17 protein-coding genes are annotated in these 18,903 nt (G+C 65.0%); 5 read left to right on the top strand and 12 right to left on the bottom strand.

Features of this window, described 5'->3' with window-relative positions; genetic code table 11:
• Positions 1-27 precede the first annotated feature (27 nt).
• The 6 genes from leuB to prmB all read right to left on the bottom strand — a co-directional run bounded on the left by leuB (position 28) and on the right by prmB (position 6,471).
• Positions 28-1,116, bottom strand: coding sequence for a 3-isopropylmalate dehydrogenase (leuB, locus tag GJ672_RS07320; RefSeq protein WP_154296575.1), 1,089 nt, complete (start codon positions 1,114-1,116; stop codon positions 28-30).
• Positions 1,113-1,766, bottom strand: coding sequence for a 3-isopropylmalate dehydratase small subunit (leuD, locus tag GJ672_RS07325; RefSeq protein ID WP_154297088.1), 654 nt, complete (start codon positions 1,764-1,766; stop codon positions 1,113-1,115). Before leuD ends, leuB begins: the two co-directional genes overlap by 4 nt.
• A gap of 3 nt (positions 1,767-1,769) precedes the next feature.
• Positions 1,770-3,179, bottom strand: coding sequence for a 3-isopropylmalate dehydratase large subunit (leuC, locus tag GJ672_RS07330; RefSeq protein ID WP_154296576.1), 1,410 nt, complete (start codon positions 3,177-3,179; stop codon positions 1,770-1,772).
• 69 nt (positions 3,180-3,248) lie between these two features.
• Entirely contained in the window at positions 3,249-4,415 is a 1,167-nt protein-coding gene (locus GJ672_RS07335) for an MFS transporter (RefSeq protein WP_154296577.1), read from the bottom strand.
• Between the two features lie 9 nt (positions 4,416-4,424).
• Positions 4,425-5,528: a chorismate synthase gene (gene aroC / locus GJ672_RS07340; protein WP_154296578.1), complete on the bottom strand. Its 1,104-nt coding sequence runs from the start codon at positions 5,526-5,528 to the stop codon at positions 4,425-4,427.
• Positions 5,529-5,532: 4 nt separating this feature from the next.
• Complete coding sequence (gene prmB, locus GJ672_RS07345; protein WP_154296579.1) at positions 5,533-6,471, bottom strand: 50S ribosomal protein L3 N(5)-glutamine methyltransferase; 939 nt, start codon at positions 6,469-6,471, stop codon at positions 5,533-5,535.
• Positions 6,472-6,533: 62 nt separating this feature from the next.
• Here prmB and GJ672_RS07350 point away from each other — a divergent pair, with 62 nt between their 5' ends.
• Together GJ672_RS07350 and asd are read left to right on the top strand one after the other, a co-directional pair.
• On the top strand, positions 6,534-7,208 hold the full coding sequence (locus GJ672_RS07350) for an SCO family protein (protein ID WP_195759479.1): 675 nt from the start codon (positions 6,534-6,536) through the stop codon (positions 7,206-7,208).
• Positions 7,208-8,122: an archaetidylserine decarboxylase gene (gene asd / locus GJ672_RS07355; protein ID WP_154296581.1), complete on the top strand. Its 915-nt coding sequence runs from the start codon at positions 7,208-7,210 to the stop codon at positions 8,120-8,122. The genes GJ672_RS07350 and asd overlap by 1 nt, the downstream gene beginning before the upstream one ends.
• Here the strand turns inward: asd and epmA are convergent.
• The gene (gene epmA, locus GJ672_RS07360; RefSeq protein ID WP_154296582.1) at positions 8,081-9,034 is read right to left on the bottom strand and encodes an EF-P lysine aminoacylase EpmA; all 954 of its coding nucleotides are present in this window, start codon (positions 9,032-9,034) and stop codon (positions 8,081-8,083) included. The two genes, asd and epmA, sit on opposite strands and share 42 nt — an antisense overlap.
• Before the next feature lie 11 nt (positions 9,035-9,045).
• Positions 9,046-9,615 carry an elongation factor P gene (efp, locus tag GJ672_RS07365; protein ID WP_154296583.1) on the bottom strand — a complete coding sequence of 190 codons (570 nt, stop codon included), beginning with the start codon at positions 9,613-9,615 and terminating at the stop codon, positions 9,046-9,048.
• A gap of 79 nt (positions 9,616-9,694) precedes the next feature.
• Here efp and epmB point away from each other — a divergent pair, with 79 nt between their 5' ends.
• On the top strand, positions 9,695-10,696 hold the full coding sequence (epmB, locus tag GJ672_RS07370) for an EF-P beta-lysylation protein EpmB (RefSeq protein WP_154296584.1): 1,002 nt from the start codon (positions 9,695-9,697) through the stop codon (positions 10,694-10,696).
• 29 nt (positions 10,697-10,725) lie between these two features.
• Here the strand turns inward: epmB and htpX are convergent, their stop codons facing one another.
• Genes htpX through parE form a run of 3 tightly spaced genes read right to left on the bottom strand, consistent with a single transcriptional unit; the run spans position 10,726 to position 15,782 of the window.
• Complete coding sequence (htpX, locus tag GJ672_RS07375; RefSeq protein ID WP_154296585.1) at positions 10,726-11,610, bottom strand: protease HtpX; 885 nt, start codon at positions 11,608-11,610, stop codon at positions 10,726-10,728.
• 4 nt (positions 11,611-11,614) lie between these two features.
• On the bottom strand, positions 11,615-13,864 hold the full coding sequence (gene parC, locus GJ672_RS07380; RefSeq protein ID WP_154296586.1) for a DNA topoisomerase IV subunit A: 2,250 nt from the start codon (positions 13,862-13,864) through the stop codon (positions 11,615-11,617).
• 25 nt (positions 13,865-13,889) lie between these two features.
• On the bottom strand, positions 13,890-15,782 hold the full coding sequence (gene parE, locus GJ672_RS07385; protein WP_154296587.1) for a DNA topoisomerase IV subunit B: 1,893 nt from the start codon (positions 15,780-15,782) through the stop codon (positions 13,890-13,892).
• 112 nt (positions 15,783-15,894) lie between these two features.
• Between parE and GJ672_RS07390 the strand changes: the two genes are divergently transcribed.
• Positions 15,895-16,155 (top strand): exodeoxyribonuclease VII small subunit, encoded by a 261-nt coding sequence (locus GJ672_RS07390; RefSeq protein WP_154296588.1) that lies wholly within the window; start codon positions 15,895-15,897, stop codon positions 16,153-16,155.
• On the top strand, positions 16,130-17,017 hold the full coding sequence (gene ispA, locus GJ672_RS07395; RefSeq protein ID WP_154296589.1) for a (2E,6E)-farnesyl diphosphate synthase: 888 nt from the start codon (positions 16,130-16,132) through the stop codon (positions 17,015-17,017). The genes GJ672_RS07390 and ispA overlap by 26 nt, the downstream gene beginning before the upstream one ends.
• Positions 17,018-17,028: 11 nt before the next feature.
• On the opposite strand, the gene typA is transcribed toward ispA, so the two are convergent.
• Complete coding sequence (gene typA, locus GJ672_RS07400) at positions 17,029-18,870, bottom strand: translational GTPase TypA (RefSeq protein ID WP_154296590.1); 1,842 nt, start codon at positions 18,868-18,870, stop codon at positions 17,029-17,031.
• Positions 18,871-18,903: the final 33 nt, after the last annotated feature.

Below are 18,903 nucleotides of genomic sequence, written 5' to 3' on the forward strand. Positions count from 1 at the left end.
CACCTCTAGGGAAAACGAGGGCTGGTCTCAACCAGCCTGAGACTTGAGGGCGCTGACCACCGCATCACCCATCTCTGATGTACTCACCGCCCGCTCTGTCGGGCCTGCCAGATCGGCGGTGCGAAGGCCATCGGCAAGCACCTGACCCACCGCCGTCTCCACCCGGCCGGCCAGGTCACTCTCGCCGAGACTATGCCGCAGCATCATCGCCACCGAGAGAATCGTTGCCAGGGGATTGGCCCGGGCCTGACCGGCAATGTCCGGCGCCGAGCCATGCACCGGCTCGTAGAGTCCGCGGTGACGGTCGTCCAGGGAAGCCGACGGCAACATGCCAATGGAGCCGGTGAGCATGGCCGCGCAGTCCGACAGAATGTCGCCGAACAGGTTACCGGTCACCATGACGTCGAACTGCCGGGGCGCGCGGACCAGCTGCATGGCCGCGTTGTCCACGTACAGGTGATCCAGCGACACCGACGGATAGTCGGCCTGCAGGCCGGTCATGACCTCCCGCCAGAGCTCGCTGGACTCCAGCACGTTGGCCTTGTCCACCGAGCACAGCGCACCCCCCCGGCGCTCCGCCGCTTCGAAGGCGGCCCGGCCAATGCGTTCAATTTCGTCCGCCCCGTAGACCAGGGTATTGAACCCCTCCCGCACGCCGTCCGGGCGCTCGCGAATGCCTCGCGGCTGGCCAAAATAAATGCCCCCGGTGAGCTCGCGGACAATCAGGATGTCCAGACCCGAAACCACCTCGGTACGCAGGCTGGAGGCCGCCGCCAGCTCCGGGAAAAGGATGGCGGGACGCAGGTTGGCGAACAGTCCGAGCTCGGCACGAATACCCAGCAATCCCCGCTCCGGCCGCTGTTCCCGGGGCAGGCTATCCCATTCCGGCCCGCCCACGGCGCCCAGCAGGATGGCGTCGGCCTGCGCCGCCAGATCCCGTGTGGAGGCCGGCAGCGGGCTGCCCTCGGCATCCACCGCGCAACCCCCCAGATTGGCGTATTCCAGCTCCACGGACAGCCCGAATTCGCTGCCTAGGCAGTGAAAGACCTTGACCGCCTCGGCGACGATTTCCGGGCCGATGTGATCACCGGGCAGAATCAGCACTCGATGGGTCATGCCGGATCCAGGTCGGAAAACAGCCAGGGCGTGACCTGCCGACGACGGGCTTCATAGTCCCGAATCGCGTCGGCATGCTCGAGGGTCAGGCCGATTTCATCCAGGCCTTCCACCAGCATGCGCTTGCGATGCGCGTCAATCTCGAAGGCAAATCGCTCGCCGTCAGGCGCAGTGACCTGCTGCTCGGGCAGATCAACGGTCAACATGTACCCCGGCTCTGCCCAGGTGGCCTCGAAGAGACGCTGAACCGTCGGTGACGGCAGTGTCAGCGCAAGAAGGCCGTTCTTGGAGCAGTTGTTGTAGAAAATATCCGCGAAACTCGGGGCGATCAGCACGCGAAAGCCGTAATCCGCCAGTGCCCAGGGCGCGTGCTCGCGAGAGGAACCGCAGCCGAAATTATCGCGGGCCAGGAGAATGCGCGCGCCCTCGTAGCGAGGCTGGTTCAGCACGAAGTCCGGATTCAGCGGTCGGTCGCTGCAGTCCTCCCCCGGCTCCCCCTCGTCGAGATAACGCCATTCGTCAAACAGGTTCGGGCCAAAGCCGGTTCGATGGATGGACTTGAGAAACTGTTTGGGGATGATGGCGTCGGTGTCCACATTGGAGCGATCCAGCGGCGCCACCAGTCCTTCAACACGGGTTAACGGCTCGATCATCTAGGCCTCCAACTCTCGGACGTCGACAAAGTGCCCCGCCACGGCTGCGGCGGCCGCCATCTCGGGACTGACCAGGTGGGTGCGGCCTCCGGCGCCCTGGCGACCCTCGAAGTTTCGGTTCGAGGTGGAGGCACAACGCTCACCGGGGCTGAGGCGGTCGGGATTCATGCCCAGACACATGGAGCAACCGGCGTCCCGCCACTGAAAGCCGGCGTCCTTGAACACCTGGTCCAGCCCCTCCTGCTCGGCCTGCCACTTCACCAGGCCGGAGCCCGGCACCACCATGGCCTCCCGAATCCCCGCGGCGATGCGTTTGCCGCGGAGCACCCGGGCCGCCGCCCGCAAATCCTCGATCCGCGCATTGGTGCAGGAACCGATAAAGACTTTCTCGGGACGAATCTCCCGGATCGGCGTACCGGGCTCCAGACCCATGTACTCCAGCGCGCGCTGCATGCCGGCGCGGCGGGTCTCATCCGGCTCCTGCGCGGGATCCGGCACCACACCGTCCACCGCCACCACCATTTCGGGGGACGTGCCCCAGGACACCTGGGGCTTGATCTCGGCGGCATCCAGCGTGACCACCCGATCGAACTCGGCGTCGTCATCACTGACCAGCGTTCGCCAGTAAGCTTCTGCCTGCTCCCACATCTCGCCCTTCGGCGAATAGGGACGGTCCCGCAGATACTCGATGGTGGTGTCGTCCACCGCCACCATGCCGCAGCGGGCGCCGGCCTCGATGGACATGTTGCAGATGGTCATGCGGCCGGACATGGGCAGTGCGCGAATGGCCTCGCCGCCGTACTCCACCGCGTAGCCCGTGCCTCCGGCGGTGCCGATTTTGCCGATAATGGCGAGCATGATGTCCTTGGCGGTCACGCCGGGACCTGCCCTGCCGTCCACCCGGATCAGCATCCGTTGCGAGCGTGACTGCACGACGGTCTGGGTGGCAAGCGCATGTTCGACTTCGGAGGTGCCAATGCCGAACGCGAGGGCGCCCAGGGCTCCGTGAGTCGAGGTATGCGAATCGCCGCAGACCACGGTCATCCCCGGCTGGGTGGCGCCCTGTTCCGGGCCGATGATGTGAACGATGCCCTGACGCCGATCCAGCAGACCGAATTGGGTGATGCCGTATTCGCGGCAGTTGCGGTTGAGCGTCTCCACCTGCAGGGCCGAAATCGGGTCGGCGATACCATCGGCCCGCCCGGTGGTGGGGACATTGTGATCCACCACCGCCAGATTGGCGTCGACCCGCCAGATCGGCCGATCCGCGAGCCTCAGCCCTTCAAAAGCCTGGGGTGACGTGACCTCATGCACCAGCTGACGGTCTATATAGAGCAGCGCCGTGCCATCGCCGTTGTCGCGAACCACGTGCGCATCCCAGAGTTTGTCGTAGAGGGTCTTCCCGCCCATGGCGTTTCCTTCCGGTGCTCGCCGGCTAAACCTGTAACCCTGTGAGTATACCCGGGGAGCCGGGAGCGGTTAAGACGGGCTCTGCCCCCGTACGGACATCCGGGGCACCGAAAAGAACACCACCACGAAGGCCAGGGCCGCCAGCACGGCGGACAGATGGAATGTCTGCGAAGCACCGATGACATCCCAGAGTCGCCCTCCCACAAAACTGCCGGCGGCGACACCGGCACCGAAGGTCATGCTGCTGTAAATGGCCTGTCCCCGGCCCTGCAGGCGACCGGGGAAGTATTGATGAATCAGCGAGATGGCCGCCGCGTGATACATGCCGTAGGTGGCCGCATGGGCCAGTTGCGCAACGCCCTGGACCGCGATGAGCTCAGGGAAACTGCCCACCAGCAGCCAGCGGGCCACACCCAGAGACATGGCCAGGAGCAGCAGGTTGCGGTGGCCGAACCGGGGCAGCCAGCGGGGCATCAATAGAAACACCGCAATTTCCGCCAGCAGCGCCATGGCCCAGAGACCGCCGATGGCGGTCCCGGAATAACCGAAGTCCTGGAGATAAACACTGTAGAGCGCATAGAAGGGACCATGGCTCGCCTGCAGCAGGAAACAGCCGAACAGCAGGCCCAGAACCTGAGGCCGCCAGAGCGCTGCCATCAGTGAGCCACCATCCTGATCGCCGCTGGAGGCCCGCGCCTGGGGCACGGTAAAGCTGACCACCGACAGCGCCACGAACAGGCCCAGCAGTACCACCGGCACGATCTCGACGCCGAAACGGTCGATGCCCTCGCCCACCAGCACCACCGAGATCATGAATCCCACGGTCCCCCACAGGCGGATCCGCGGATAGAAGTGGGTGCTGCCCTCGAGATGACGGAGGGTATTGGCCTCGAACTGAGGTAGCGCGGCGTTCCAGAAAAAACTGAACACCACCATGACCGCCGCCATCCAGACCAGGCCGCCGGGGTAGAGAACGCCGGTGAACCCCACCAGTGCCACCAGACAGGCCACCCGGATCACCATCATTCGGGCGCCGGTGCGGTCGGCCACCCAGCCCCAGAGATTGGGAGCAATGACTTTGGTGGCGTGCAGCAGCGCCACCAGCAGCCCTATCTCGGCGGCATCAAATCCCCGGCCACGAAGATAGGGCCCCCAGTAGGGCGATAGCACGCCGAGGACGCCAAAAAAGGCGAAATAAAATGACGCCAGACGAACAAAGGGAAGACCGCTGGGCATACGCCGCGGTCAGTGGTCAGCGCTGGCGGGAATGTCTGGTGTTCCGGAGTCCACGTCGGCGTTCTGCCCCCGGTGGCGCAGATAATGATCCATGAGAACCAGCGCCAGCATGGCCTCGGCAATGGGGGTGGCCCGAATGCCCACGCAGGGGTCATGCCGGCCTTTGGTCACGACCTCCACCGCTTCGCCGCGGATGTCTACCGAGCGACCGGGGATCCGTATGCTGGAGGTTGGCTTGAGGGCCATTCGAGCAACAATGTCCTGGCCCGTGGAGATCCCTCCGAGCGTCCCGCCGGCGTCGTTGGAGAGGAATCCCGACGGCGTCATCTCGTCGCGGTGTTCGGTGCCCTTCTGGGCGGCGCTGGCAAAACCGGCTCCGATTTCCACGCCGCGAACGGCATTAATGCTCATCAGCCCGTGGGCAATATCGGCATCCAGGCGATCGAACACCGGCTCGCCAAGCCCGGGGGGTACACCCCGGGCCAGCACCCCGACGGTGGCCCCGACCGAGTCGCCCTCCTTACGCAGGGCGTCCATGTACTCCTCCAGCTCACCAATGCGATCCGGCTCGCCACAGAAAAACGGATTGGTGTCCACTGCCTCCCAGTCGGCGAGCTGCAGCTCGATGGGCCCCAACTGGGCCAGCCAGCCCCGGATCCGAACGCCGAGACGCTCGGCCAGATACTTGCGGGCAATGCCGCCGGCCGCCACACGGACGGCGGTCTCCCGGGCGGAGGATCGGCCGCCCCCCTTGTAATCGCGAATGCCGTACTTCTGCCAGTAGGTGTAATCCGCATGGCCGGGCCGAAAGAGTTCGGCGATCTCGGAATAATCCTTGGACCGCTGATCCATGTTCTCGATCATCAGCGCAATGGGAGCCCCGGTGGTGACCCCGTCGAAAACCCCGGAGAGGATCTTCACCTGATCCCCCTCACGTCGCTGGGAGGTGTGGCGGGAGGTCCCGGGCTTGCGCCGGTCGAGATCACCCTGAAGATCGGATTCGGTGAGCGCCAGACCCGGTGGACAGCCGTCCACCACGGCCCCCAGGGCCGGGCCGTGGCTCTCGCCGAAGGTGGTGACCGTGAACAGTCGCCCGAATGTGTTTCCCGACATGGTTTCAGTCCAGTTGGTTGACAGGTTCTTTGGCGGCCTCGGGGAAGGCCTGCCTGAGGGTGTCGGCATCCACCACGAAGACGCCGGCACCGCCCCGATCCAGGTCCACCCAGATCACCGGCAGATCCGGAAACGCCCGCTCGAAGGCGCTGGCACCGTGGCCGACCTCGGCAACCAGGATGCCGCCCTCGCCGAGACGCCGCGCCGCCTGGGGCAGCAGGCGACGCATGGTATCCATGCCGTCGGGGCCGGCGGCCAGCGCATCGCGGGGTTCATGACGGAACTCCGGCGGCAGCGACGCCATGGCCTGGGCGTCTACATACGGGGGATTGCTGACGATCAGATCAATGGCCGGCACCGCCGGCAGCGCTTCCAGCAAATCCGATGGCTGGGCACAAACACGCTCCGAGACACCATGCGCCCGGGCATTATAGGCGGTCATGGAGACGGCCGAGGGATCAATGTCGAGGGCATCCACCCGGGCCTCCGGAAACGCCAGGGCGCAGGCCACCGCGATGCAGCCGCTGCCGGTGCCGACATCCACGACCCGATGCACCCGGTCCGCGTTCACCCAGGGTTGGAAACCCGACTCGATCAACTCGGCGAGGGGCGATCGAGGGATCAGCACACGTTCATCCACGCAGAACTCGAGGCCGCAGAACCAGGCGCGGCCCAGAATGTAAGGCACCGGACGGCGGTTCTCGACACGATCCACCACCGCCACCGCCAGTGCCTGCCGCTCCTCGGGAGTCAGACGGCAGGCAAAGTAGACGGCGTGCAGGTCCGGCGGCAGCCGGAGCACGCCCAGCACCAGGGCGGCGGCCTCGTCGATGGCGTTATCGGTGCCGTGGCCATAAAAAACTCCGGCGGTTTCAAAACGCGTCGCCGCCCAGCGAATGGTGTCGCCGATGGTCAGCAGATCTTCGGGTATTGGCGCGGTCATGGCGGGGATTCTAACAGCCCCTCGGGGGTATGACTGCGGCGGGGTGGTGGCATAATGGCTGCATGGCAGACAGAACGCGTTTGATACTGGCTCTGGGGGCAGCGGTGACGGCAGCCGTTATCGCCGCAGGCTTGACCGTCATCGGCTCCGGATCCGGGCCCGGTGACTCCGCAGAGCCGCACCCGCCGGCTCGCATGTCCGATGCCGAACAGGTGGGTACGGTGCTGCCGGAACCCCGGCCGCTACCGGACGTGACCCTGGTGCGACCGAATGGCACTCCCTGGAATACCGCGGATCTGCAGGAGAACTGGCACTTCCTGTTCTTCGGCTTCACTCACTGCCCGGACGTCTGCCCCATGACCCTGGCCGATCTGGCGGGCGCCATTCGTGAGCTGCGCACCAGCGGCGAACCGGTGATTCCCGACGTGGTGCTGGTGTCCGTGGATCCCCAGCGGGATACCCCGGAGCGACTCGGGCAGTACGTAGGGCATTTCAGTGACGACTTTTTGGGGGTCACCGGAGACCGGTCCGCCATTGATACGCTCACTGGCGCGCTGGGCATCTCCTACACGCTCCATGAGCCGGATGGAGACGGCCACTACGCCGTGGACCATACGGCGGCGATTCTGCTGATTGACCCCCAGGGGCGCCTGCGGGCCCTCTGGAACCCGCCCCATGGCCGACAGACCATCGCCGACGAGTTCCGGCAAATTCATCGTCAGTTCGGCACCGGTTGATGATTCTCGGGCGCCTACTGAGCCTGATCCTGTGGCTGCTGCCTCAGCACGGCATTTCGCGGTTCATCCACCGATTGGCCCGCTGGCGTTTCCGGCCCTGGAAGAACGCCCTGATTCGGGGTTTCAGCCGCCTCTACCAGGTGGATACCGGCGAGGCCGTCAACAGCGACCCCGCCAGCTATGAGCACTTCAACGCCTTCTTCACCCGGGCTCTGCAGCCGGGCATGCGACCGCTGGACAACACCCCCGGGGCCATCATCAGCCCGGTGGACGGTGCCATCAGCCAGATCGGTGCCATCACCGATGGCGAGGTGGTGCAGGCCAAGCGCCGGCGTTTCTCGGTTCGGGATCTGCTCGGGGGCGACCCCCGGATCGCCGAGCGTTTCGGCGCCGGGCATTTCGCCACGCTGTACCTGTCCCCGAAGGACTATCACCGGATTCACATGCCCTGTGACGGTCAGCTGGAGCGCATGATTCATGTGCCGGGCCGGCTGCTGGGCGTATCCGATCCGCTGGCGCGGCACGTCCGATCTCTGTTTGCGCGCAATGAACGGGTGGTCACGCTGTTTGAGGGTCCCCGGGGACCCATGGCCATGGTGCTGGTGGGCGCCATCGGCGTCGGCAGTATCGAAACGGTGTGGAGTGGTGAGGTGACCCCGCCACGGGGACAGCGGATTCGGCAGTGGGACTACCGCCGGCGACGGATCCCGCTGTCGACCGGGGAGGAGATGGGCAGGTTCAACCTGGGCTCGACGGTCATTCTGCTTTTTGGCGAGCAGGCCGGGGTTCGGTGGTCCGAGGAACGGACAGCCGGCACGCCGATTCGACTGGGCGAGCGTCTTGGCGGGTTCGAGCCGCCATCGCCCGAGCGGTCAGGCCTCATCCCAGGGGAAAGCCATCACCGCGGCCAATGAATCGGCCCCCTCGGCAAGCATGAACAGCCGATCGACCCCCAGAGCGACGCCGGCGCAGGCCGGCAGGCCCGCCTCCATCGCCGCCAGCAGTCGCTCGTCCATGGCCGGCTGCTCCGCACACCGCGCCGCCCTCGACTGCAGATCGGCCTGAAACCGCTGTCGTAACGCCGCCGGGTCCTGACACTCATGAAATCCGTTGGCCAGCTCCACCCCATCGCAGAACAGCTCGAAGCGTTCCGCGGTGTCCGGCTCTGCCGGGTCCAGTCGGGCGAGTACCGCCTGGCTGGCCGGGTATCCCGCCAGAAAACAACGCCGGGGCAGCCTGGGCACCACCACGGCATCCAGCAATAAATCCAGATGATCATCCCGGGTCAGATCAGCGGGAAGACCGCCGTCCACACAGCGGTTCACCGCACCCCGAAGGATCTCATCAGGGGCGCGAAGGGGATCCGGCAAGCCCGCTTCCAGAAACGCGTCCCGGTAGCGTTTTCGGGCCGTCGGCGCCTCCCCCAGGATGAGATTGACCAATGCCTCCACCTCGTCCATCAGTCGATCGACCCCGAAGCCGAGCCGGTACCACTCCAGCAGGGTGAACTCCGGATTGTGAAGGCGGCCCACCTCGTCGGCGCGAAAAACCCTGGCGATTTGGTAGCAGTCCCCCAGCCCCGCCGCCAGCAGGCGTTTCATGGCATATTCCGGGGACGTCTGCAGCCAGCGGTGGGAATGGGCTTCGCGAAGACTGTGGACGTGGACATCGGTGACACCGGCGCTGGCCAGCGCCGGTGTTTCCACTTCCATGATCCGGCGATTGGCGAAAAAGCCTCGAATCGCGGCAAGCCGCTCGGCACGGCGGCGGAGCGCGTCAGGGGAGGCGCTGGGCCGCCATGACTTCTTCGGCGGGGCAGCCGTCATCGGGTCCGAATTCAGTCCCTGGCCCGGGAGACATACTCGCCGCTGCGGGTGTCCACCTTGAGGAATTCCCCCTCCTGGATGAACAGTGGCACCTGAACCACCGCTCCGGTCTCCAGGGTTGCAGGCTTGCTGCCGCCGCTGCTGGTGTCACCTTTCAGGCCGGGGTCGGTCTGGGTCACCTGAAGCGTCACGTGGGGCGGCGGCTCCACGGACAGTGGCTCGCCGTTATAGAGGGTCACACTGCAGGTATCCTGCTCCTTGAGCCATTTCCCGGTATCGCCCACCACAGCCGCAGGCGCCGCATGCTGCTCAAAGGTGTCCGGGGCCATGAAGTGATAGAACTCGCCGTCGTTGTAGAGATATTGCATCTCGGTTTCCATGACGTCCGCCGCTTCCACGCTTTCTCCGGACTTGAAGGTCCGATCGATGACCTTGCCAGTTTTCAGATTGCGAACCTTGACGCGATTGAACGCCTGCCCTTTGCCGGGTTTGACGAATTCATTCTCGACGATGGTGTAGGGTTCGCCGTCGAGCATCAGCTTGAGACCCGACTTGAACTGGTTGGTGGTGTAAGTCGCCATGATTTCTCCATTACGCCCGTAGCCGCCCCCGGCGGCGTGAGTGGCGCAGATGCTAACGGAAAAACCCAAGGGATAGAACATGACTGCAGCGCCATGGCAGCGCGAACTTCAGGCCGCCATCCGGGATCCTGGCGAGTTGCTGACCCGACTTGACCTGGATCCGGCCCTTGAGGCGCCCGCCCGGGAGGCTGCCCGGCTGTTTCCACTGAGGGTGCCGGTGGCGTATCTGGACCGAATCCGCCCCGGCGATCCATCGGACCCCCTGCTGCGCCAGGTGCTGCCCATTGGCCTGGAAAGCACCCATAGCGATGGCTACACCGCGGATCCCGTGGGGGACGGATTGAGCCTTCACCACGGCGGCGTGATCCACAAATACCATGGCCGCGCCCTGCTGGTGGCCACCGGCACCTGCGCGATCAACTGCCGTTACTGCTTCCGCCGGCATTTCCCCTACGCCGAGGCCAATGCCAGCGCCGCGGAGTGGCAACAGGCCGTGAACTACCTGTCGGCCGATCCCGGCATTCAGGAGGTCATCCTGAGCGGCGGCGACCCGCTCTCCCTCAATGATCGCCGGCTGCAGGGGCTCAGTGGCCAGCTGGATGCCATTCCCCACCTGCGTCGACTGCGCATCCACAGTCGGTTGCCGGTGGTGTTGCCAAGCCGGGTGGATGACGATTTGCTGGGATGGCTGCAGAACCAGCGGCTGACGCCGGTGCTGGTCATTCACGCCAACCACCCCAATGAGATCGATGAAGCCGTCGCCCGGGCCATGCAGGCGCTATCCCGTTGTGGCGTCCGGCTTTATAACCAGACGGTGCTCCTCAGGGGCGTCAACGACGACGCCAGCGTCCTGAAGGCCCTGAGCGAGCGACTGTTCGAAATCAACGTCCAGCCCTATTATCTGCACCTGCTGGATCGGGTGCAGGGAGCGGCGCATTTCGACCTGCCGGTGGATCGCGCCTGCGCGCTCATGCGGGAGTTGGCTGCCTCGTTGCCGGGTTATCTCCTGCCGACGCTGGTCCGCGAGGTCGCGGGTGCACCGTGGAAGGTGCCGATCCCCTGGGCCGGGCCGGCTGACTGACGGGGCCCGGCCTGGCGGACGCCCGGTGGTCAGCGATTTCTCAGGGCGGCAATCCGCTCCTCGATGGGCGGGTGCGACATGAACCAGCGCTTGAAGCCACCACGGGCGATGCGGCCGGAGATCCCGAAGGCCTCCATCTGGTCCGGCAAGTCTTCCGCCGGCGGCGAGCCCGCCAGACGCGTGAGCGCCGCAATCATCTTGTCACGGCCGGCCAGGTCCGCCGCACCGGCATCCGCCCGGAATTCACGCTGCCGGGAGAACCACATCACGATCACCGAGGCCAGCACCGCGAGGACAATCTCGGCGACGATGGTCACGATCCAGAAACCGGGGCCGTGACCCCGCTCGTTCTTGAACACCACCCGGTCCACGAAGTGACCAATGACCCGGGCGAAGAAAATCACAAAGGTATTCACCACCCCCTGAATCAGGGTGAGCGTCACCATGTCGCCGTTCTGGATATGACACACCTCGTGGGCCAGCACCGCCTCGGCCTCATCCCGGGTCATGGTTCGCAGCAGACCGGTGCTCACGGCGACCAGCCCGTTGTTGCGGCTCATTCCGGTGGCAAATGCGTTCACCTGGGGCGAGTCATACACCCCCACCTCTGGCATGCCGATGCCCGCCTGACGCGCCTGCCGGCGGACGGTGTCAATCAGCCACTGCTCACCCTCGTGGCTGGGCTGCTCAATGATTTTCACGCCCATGGACCGCTTCGCCATCCACTTGGAAATGGCGAGGGAGAGGAAGCTGCCGCCGAATCCGAACACCGCGGCGAAAATCAGCAGTGCCTGATAGTTGAGAGCGCCGCCGTCTTCCTCCAGCAAACGATCAACGCCCAGAAGACGCAGGACCGTTCCCAGCACAATGATGATGGCCAGGTTGGTCCCAAGGAAAAGCATGACCCGCTTCATCAGATTAACCCTCAGTCAGAGCCAGTAACTCATCGACACGCTGGAATCCCCGGGGCAGTGCGCGGCCGCGCCGTCCCCGCTCTCCTTCATAGCCGCTCAGATCGTCTTTTTTCAAGGTCAAGTGGCGCTTGCCGGCCTGCACCACCAGCGGCTGACCGGCCTCGAGCACGCACAGGCCCACCACTCGCTCGCTGCCGTCGCGCCGCCGGGCGGATGGAATATCAATCAGTTTGTTGCCCTTGCCTCGAGCCAGTTCAGGCAGCTGGGCCAGCGGAAACACCAGCAATCGCCCGGCACTGGTGGCCACCGCCACCTGCTCCGCCCCGGCGGGAACGGATACCGGCGGCAGGCTCCGGCTGTCACTGCCCAGGTTAAGCACCGCCTTGCCGGCTTTCTGCCGACTATGGAGATTGCCAAGGCGGGTCAGAAACCCGTAACCGCTGTCGCTGGCCAGCAGCAGGGCCTTGTCCGCGTCACCACAGAGCACATGAACAAACCGGGCTCCGTCCGGGGGTTGCAGGCGTCCCGTAAGCGGCTCGCCCTGCCCCCGGGCCGAGGGCAGCGTGTGGGCCGGCAGGCTGTAGCTGCGGCCCCGGTCGTCAAGAAACACCGCCAGCTGGTTGCTTCGACCCGGCGCCGCGTCACTGAATCCGTCACCGGAGCGGTAGGAGAGCCGTTCCGGGTCGACATCGTGTCCCTTGGCCGCCCGTGCCCACCCCTTGCGGGACAGCACCACGGTCACCGGCTCGCTGGGGACCAGATCGCTCTCGCTCAGGGCTCTGGAACTGTCCCGGGTGACCAGTGGCGAACGGCGATCATCGCCGTATTCTTCGGCGTCGGCCTTGAGCTCGGTCTGCATCAGACGCGTCATGCGCTGACGCGACCCCAGGGTCCGGCTTAACTGATCTCTTTCCGTGCCCAGCTCATCCTGTTCGCCCCGGATTTTCATTTCCTCGAGCCGGGCCAGATGACGCAGACGCAACTCCAGGATGGCCTCGGCCTGGGTCTCGGTGAGGCCGAAACGCTCCATGAGGGCAGCCCGCGGCTCCTCGGCTTCCCGAATGATGGCAATGACCTCATCAATGTTGAGGTAGGCGATCAGCAGCCCTTCAAGGACGTGCAGTCGGGCCTCGACCTTGCCGAGCCTCCACTCCAGGCGCCGCCGCAATGTCTCGCGACGATACTCCAGCCACTCCGACAGCAGTTCGCGCAGGTTGCGCACCCGCGGGCGTCCGTCCAGGCCGATCACGTTGAGATTGACCCGGTAGGTCTTCTCGAGGTCGGTGGTGGCGAACAGATGCGACATGACCTCATCCGCATCGACCCGACTGGAGCGCAGCGTAATCACCAGCCGGGTGGGATTTTCGTGATCCGACTCGTCCCGCAGGTCTTCCACCATGGGCAGCTTCTTGCTCTGCATCTGAGCCGCCACCTGCTCTAGAACCCGGCTACCGGAGACCTGAAACGGCAGCGCGGTGACGATCACATCACGACCGTCACGCTCCCAGCAGGCCCGCAGACGCAACCCGCCGTGGCCGGTTTCGTAAATACGCCGGATGTCCTCGGGCGGGGTGATGACCTCCGCATGGGTGGGGAAATCCGGCCCCTGAACATGCTCGCAAAGCGCTGCCACATCGGCCTCGGGCTGCTCCAGCAGTCGAATACAGGCAGACACCACTTCGCGCAGATTGTGGGGCGGAATGTCGGTCGCCATGCCCACGGCAATCCCGGTGCCACCGTTCAACAGGACATTCGGTACCCGGGCCGGCAGGGTGACGGGCTCATCCAGGCTGCCATCGAAATTCGGCTGCCATTCCACGGTGCCCTGCCCCAGCTCCTGCAGCAGCAGTCGGCTATACGGGGCCAGTCGGGCCTCGGTATACCGCATGGCCGCAAATGACTTGGGATCGTCGGCGGATCCCCAGTTGCCCTGGCCGTCCACCAGGGGATAACGGTAGGAAAACGGTTGTGCCATGAGCACCATGGCCTCGTAGCAGGCCGAGTCCCCATGGGGGTGATATTTGCCCAGCACGTCGCCCACGGTCCGAGCGGATTTTTTGTGCTTGGACGCCGCGGACAGACCCAGCTCGGACATGGCGTAGACAATGCGCCGTTGCACGGGCTTGAGGCCATCGCCGACGTGGGGCAACGCCCGGTCGAGAATGACGTACATCGAGTAGTCGAGATAGGCCTTCTCGGTAAACTCGTGCAGCGGGCGCTGTTCAAAGTCCCGATGGGCGCTCTGCTCACTCATGAGGGGGAGGTACTCCTGTCATCAATCAAACCAGAACCTCGGCGAGATCACCCTTGCGCTCCAGCCAGGCACGGCGCTGGGAAGCCGCACGCTTGCCCAGCAGCATCGCCATGAGCGCCTCGGTCTCGGCCGGGGCGTCAACGGTCAACTGAACCAGTCGCCGGGTGTCCGGCGCCATGGTGGTCTCCCGCAGCTGAAGGGGGTTCATCTCGCCCAGTCCCTTGAAACGGGTAGTGGCCACTTTGCCCTTGCGGTTCTCGGCGGCGATGCGATCGAGAATGCCCTGGCGCTCCTGCTCATCCAGCGCATACCAGGTCTCTTTGCCGACATCGATGCGATACAGCGGCGGCATGGCCATGAACACGTGTCCCGCCGCCACCAGTGCCGGAAAATGTTTCAGGAAAAGCGCACAGAGCAATGTCGCGATGTGGGCACCGTCGGGATCGGCGTCTGCCAGCACGCAAACCTTGCCGTAGCGGAGTCCGGACAGGTCCGGCGAACCGGGCTCAATGCCCAGGGCGACGGCGATGTCGTGGACCTCCTGGGAGGCCATCACCTCGGAGGGATCCACCTCCCAGGTGTTGAGGATTTTTCCCCGCAGCGGCATCACCGCCTGGAACTCCCGGTCCCGGGCCTGCTTGGCCGATCCCCCGGCGGAGTCTCCCTCCACCAGAAACAATTCGCCCCGGGCCGAATCCTGACTGCTGCAGTCCGCCAACTTGCCCGGTAGCGCCGGCCCCTGGGTCACCCGCTTTCGAGTGACCTTGCGGGCTGCCCGCAGACGACGCTGGGCGCTGGCAATCACCATTTCCACCAGTCGCTCTGCCTCGGTGGTGTGCTCGTTGAGCCAGAGGCTGAAGGCGTCCTTTACAACCCCGGAGACGAAGGTCGCGCATTCCCGGGACGACAGTCGCTCCTTGGTCTGGCCGGAGAACTGCGGCTCCTCGACCTTGATGGACAGCACGTAGGCCACCCGTTCCCAAACGTCCTCCGGAGCGATGCGCATGCCCCGGGGCATCAGACTGCGGAACTCGCAGAACTCCCGCAGCGCCTCCGTCAATCCGGTCCGCAGGCCATTGACATGGGTCCCGCCCTGCAGGGTCGGTATCAGATTGACGTAGCTTTCCTGGACGGTCTCACCGCCATCCGGTAGCCAGGTCACGGCCCATTCCACCGCCTCGTGGAGCGCAGAAAAGTCGCCGGTAAAAACCGGATCCGGCAGGCGTTCCACCTCGGCCAGTGCCGTGGACAGGTAATCCGCCAGGCCGTCTTCGTAGTACCAGATGGTCTCTTCGCCGGTTGACTCCTCCAGGAGCCGGACCGTGAGCCCGGGACAGAGTACGGCCTTGGCCCGCAACACGTGCCGCAGACGCGGCAGGGAAAACCTGGCGGAGTCAAAATAGCTGGCATCGGGCCAGAAATGCAGCGTGGTCCCGGTGTTGCGTTTGCCGACTTCCGCTACGGGCTCCAGATCCCGAACTTTTTCACCATTGGCGAAGGTCATGTGCCATTCGCGGCCATCCCGGCGAATGGCCACCACCAGCCGGGTGGACAGCGCATTGACCACCGATACCCCGACGCCGTGAAGGCCGCCGGAGAACTGGTAACTCTCCCGGGAAAACTTGCCACCGGCATGGAGCCGACCGAGGATGACCTCAACGCCGGGAATCCCCTCTTCGGGATGGATGTCGACGGGCATCCCGCGGCCATCATCACTGACCGACAACGACCCATCCCGGTGGAGGGTGACGTCGATCCGCCGGCAATGTCCGGCCATGGCCTCGTCGACACTGTTGTCGATGACCTCCTGCGCCAGATGGTTGGGGCGAGTGGTATCCGTGTACATGCCGGGCCGGCGGCGGACCGGATCCAGTCCGGTGAGGACCTCAATGGCCGCGGAATCGTAGCGATCACTCATGATCGGGGCTGTGGCCTCCTGCTGACGGTCACGGTGAATAACCGCCGCAGTGTACCGCGCCCCGGGGGGGCCGGCGAGTGCGTCGTGCCGCCACCCGCGGTAAACTCCGGTCATGAGCGAAAACACCGAAACACCCGATTTCGAGACCGCCCTCAAGACCCTTGAGACGCTGGTTGAGCAGATGGAGCGGGGCGAGTTGACCCTGGAGCAGTCCCTGCAGTGCTTCGAACAGGGCATACGTCTGACCCGGGAGTGTCAGACCGCGCTCGCTGACGCCGAGCAGCGCGTCGAGATCCTGCTGGAAAAGACACCCGACGGTGACACACGCCCCCTTGATGAAGGCATGGATGACCCCGCTTCAACAGACGTTTGACCTCTGTCGCGCGCGCGTCGAAAACGCGCTGGACGCCGTGCTGCCGGATCCGGCGCTCCTGCCCCGGCGCCTGCATGAGGCGATGCGCTATGCGGTGCTGGGACCGGGCAAGCGGCTGCGACCGCTTCTCGTGTATCAGGGCGGCCAGGTGTTTGGCATTAACGATGAGCGCCTGGATCCACCGGCCTGTGCCGTGGAGCTGATTCACGCCTACTCCCTGGTGCACGATGATCTGCCGGCCATGGATGACGATGACCTCCGCCGGGGTCGGCCCACGTGTCACCGCGCTTACGACGAGGCCACCGCCATTCTGGTGGGGGACGCGCTACAGACGCTGGCCTTCCGGCTGATCGCGGCCGCCGAGACACCGGAGCCGCAGCAGCGGCTGGCCATGATCGAGACACTGGCCGCCGCCTGCGGGTCTCGGGGCATGGCGGGCGGCCAGGCCATGGACCTGGCCGCGGCAGGGCAGCGCATCAACGTGGCCGAACTCGAGGATATGCACATCCACAAGACTGGCGCTCTGATACTTGCCAGCCTGCGCCTGGGGGCGCTCTGCGCTACCCACACCGAGCGGGCTTCACTGGCTTCGCTGGAGCGTTACGGGCGCTGCATCGGACTCGCATTTCAGGTGCAGGACGACATTCTGGATGTCACCGGGACGTCAGCCCTCACCGGCAAATCCAGCGGCGCCGATGCACGGCGGGAAAAGTCCACCTACCCCGGGCTGATGGGGCTCGCGGAAGCCCGGCGGTTCGCCACCGAACTTCGGGACGAGGCCGTGGAGTCACTAGCCCCCTTTGGTGACCGGGCCGATACCCTGCGAGCCCTCGCCGACTACATCGTCGAGCGGGACCACTAGCCAGCGCCGTTTCAGCCGCTGGCCTTGGCCGCCCGCTTGCGCTGGTGTTCCAGAAGAAACTTCTTGCGGATGCGGATGGCACCGGGAGTCACCTCCACCAGTTCATCATCATCGATGAACTCCAGCGCCTGCTCGAGGGTGAGACGCTGTGGGGGCGTCAGAATGATGTTTTCATCGGATCCGGCCGCCCGCACGTTGGTCAGCTGTTTTGCCTTCATGGGATTGACCACCAGATCATTGTCGCGGCTGTGCAGTCCGATCACCATGCCTTCGTAGACTTCCTCGCCGGGGCTGATGAAGAGCTTGCCACGGTCCTGGAGATTGAACAGCGCATAGGCCAGTGCCTTGCCGTTGGCCATTGCCACCAGCACGCCGTTAACCCGCTGCCCGTAGTCGGTCCGCTTGACCGGTCCGTAGTGATCAAACACATGGAACATCAACCCCGTGCCTGAGGTGGCGGTCAGAAATTCGGTGCGGAAGCCGATCAACCCCCGGGCCGGAATGATGTAATCGAGGCGAACCCGGCCGCGGCCGTCGGGCAGCATGTCGGTGAGCTCACCGCCGCGCTCGCCGAGGCGCTGCATGACCGCACCCTGATAATCCTCTTCGACATCGACGGTAAGCTGCTCGAAGGGCTCCTCCAGCTGTCCGTTTTGCTCACGGGTGATCACTTCCGGACGGGAGACACCTAGCTCGTAGCCTTCGCGGCGCATGTTCTCGATGAGAATGCCCAGGTGGAGTTCCCCGCGCCCGGACACCCGGAACCGCTCCGGGTCCTCCGTGTCCTCGACCCGCAGCGCGACATTGTGCTCCAGCTCCCGCATCAGGCGGTCCCGCAACTGCCGGGACGTCACGTATTTGCCCTCCCGACCCACGAATGGCGAGGTATTGACCTGAAAGGTCATGGACACGGTGGGCTCATCCACGGTCAGCGCAGGCAGGGCCTCCACGTCCGCCGGATCACACAGCGTGTCGGAAATATTGATGCCATCGATGCCGGTGAACGCAATAATGTCACCGGCGCTGGCCTCCGGGACTTCCACCCGTTCCAGGCCGAGGAAGCCCAGCACCTGGAGCATGCGAACCGAACGCCGGTTACCATCGCGATCAACGCAGACCAGGGCCTGGCCACTGCTGACCCGACCACGCTCGATGCGGCCTATCCCGATGACCCCGACATAGCTGTTGTAGTCCAGCGAAATCACCTGCATCCGAAACGGCCGATCGGCCTCCACCTCCGGGGGCGGCACGCTGTCCCGAATCAGCTCGAAAAGCGGCGTCATGTCGCCGCCGCGAACCTCGGAGTCCACCCCGGCATAACCGTTCAGGGCGGAGGCGTAAATCACGGGAAAGTCCAGCTGGGCGTCACTGGCGCCCAGGTTGTCGAACAGGTCGAAGGTCTTATCCACCACCCAGTCCGGGCGGGCGCCGTCCCGGTCCACCTTGTTGACCACGACGATGGGCTTGAGGCCACGGGCCAGTGCCTTCTGGGTCACAAAGCGGGTCTGCGGCATGGGGCCGTCCACGGCATCCACCAGCAGCAGCACCGAGTCCACCATGGACAGCACCCGCTCCACTTCGCCACCGAAGTCGGCGTGCCCCGGCGTGTCAACGATGTTCACCCGTAGATCCTGCCACTGAATGGCGGTGTTCTTGGACAGGATCGTAATTCCACGCTCGCGCTCGAGGTCGTTGGAATCCATTACCCGTTCCTGGGCGTCACCCCGGGATTCCAGTGTGCCGGACTGCTGCAGGAGCTGATCCACCAGAGTGGTCTTGCCGTGGTCCACATGGGCGATGATGGCGATGTTGCGCAGGTTGCGAACATCCTGGGAATGGGAACTGCTAGTCATTGGGTTCGCTCGCGAATCGATGACGGCCACGGG

Origin of the sequence: Spiribacter sp. 2438, from assembly GCF_009676705.1 — a bacterium.
GTDB lineage: Bacteria > Pseudomonadota > Gammaproteobacteria > Nitrococcales > Nitrococcaceae > Spiribacter.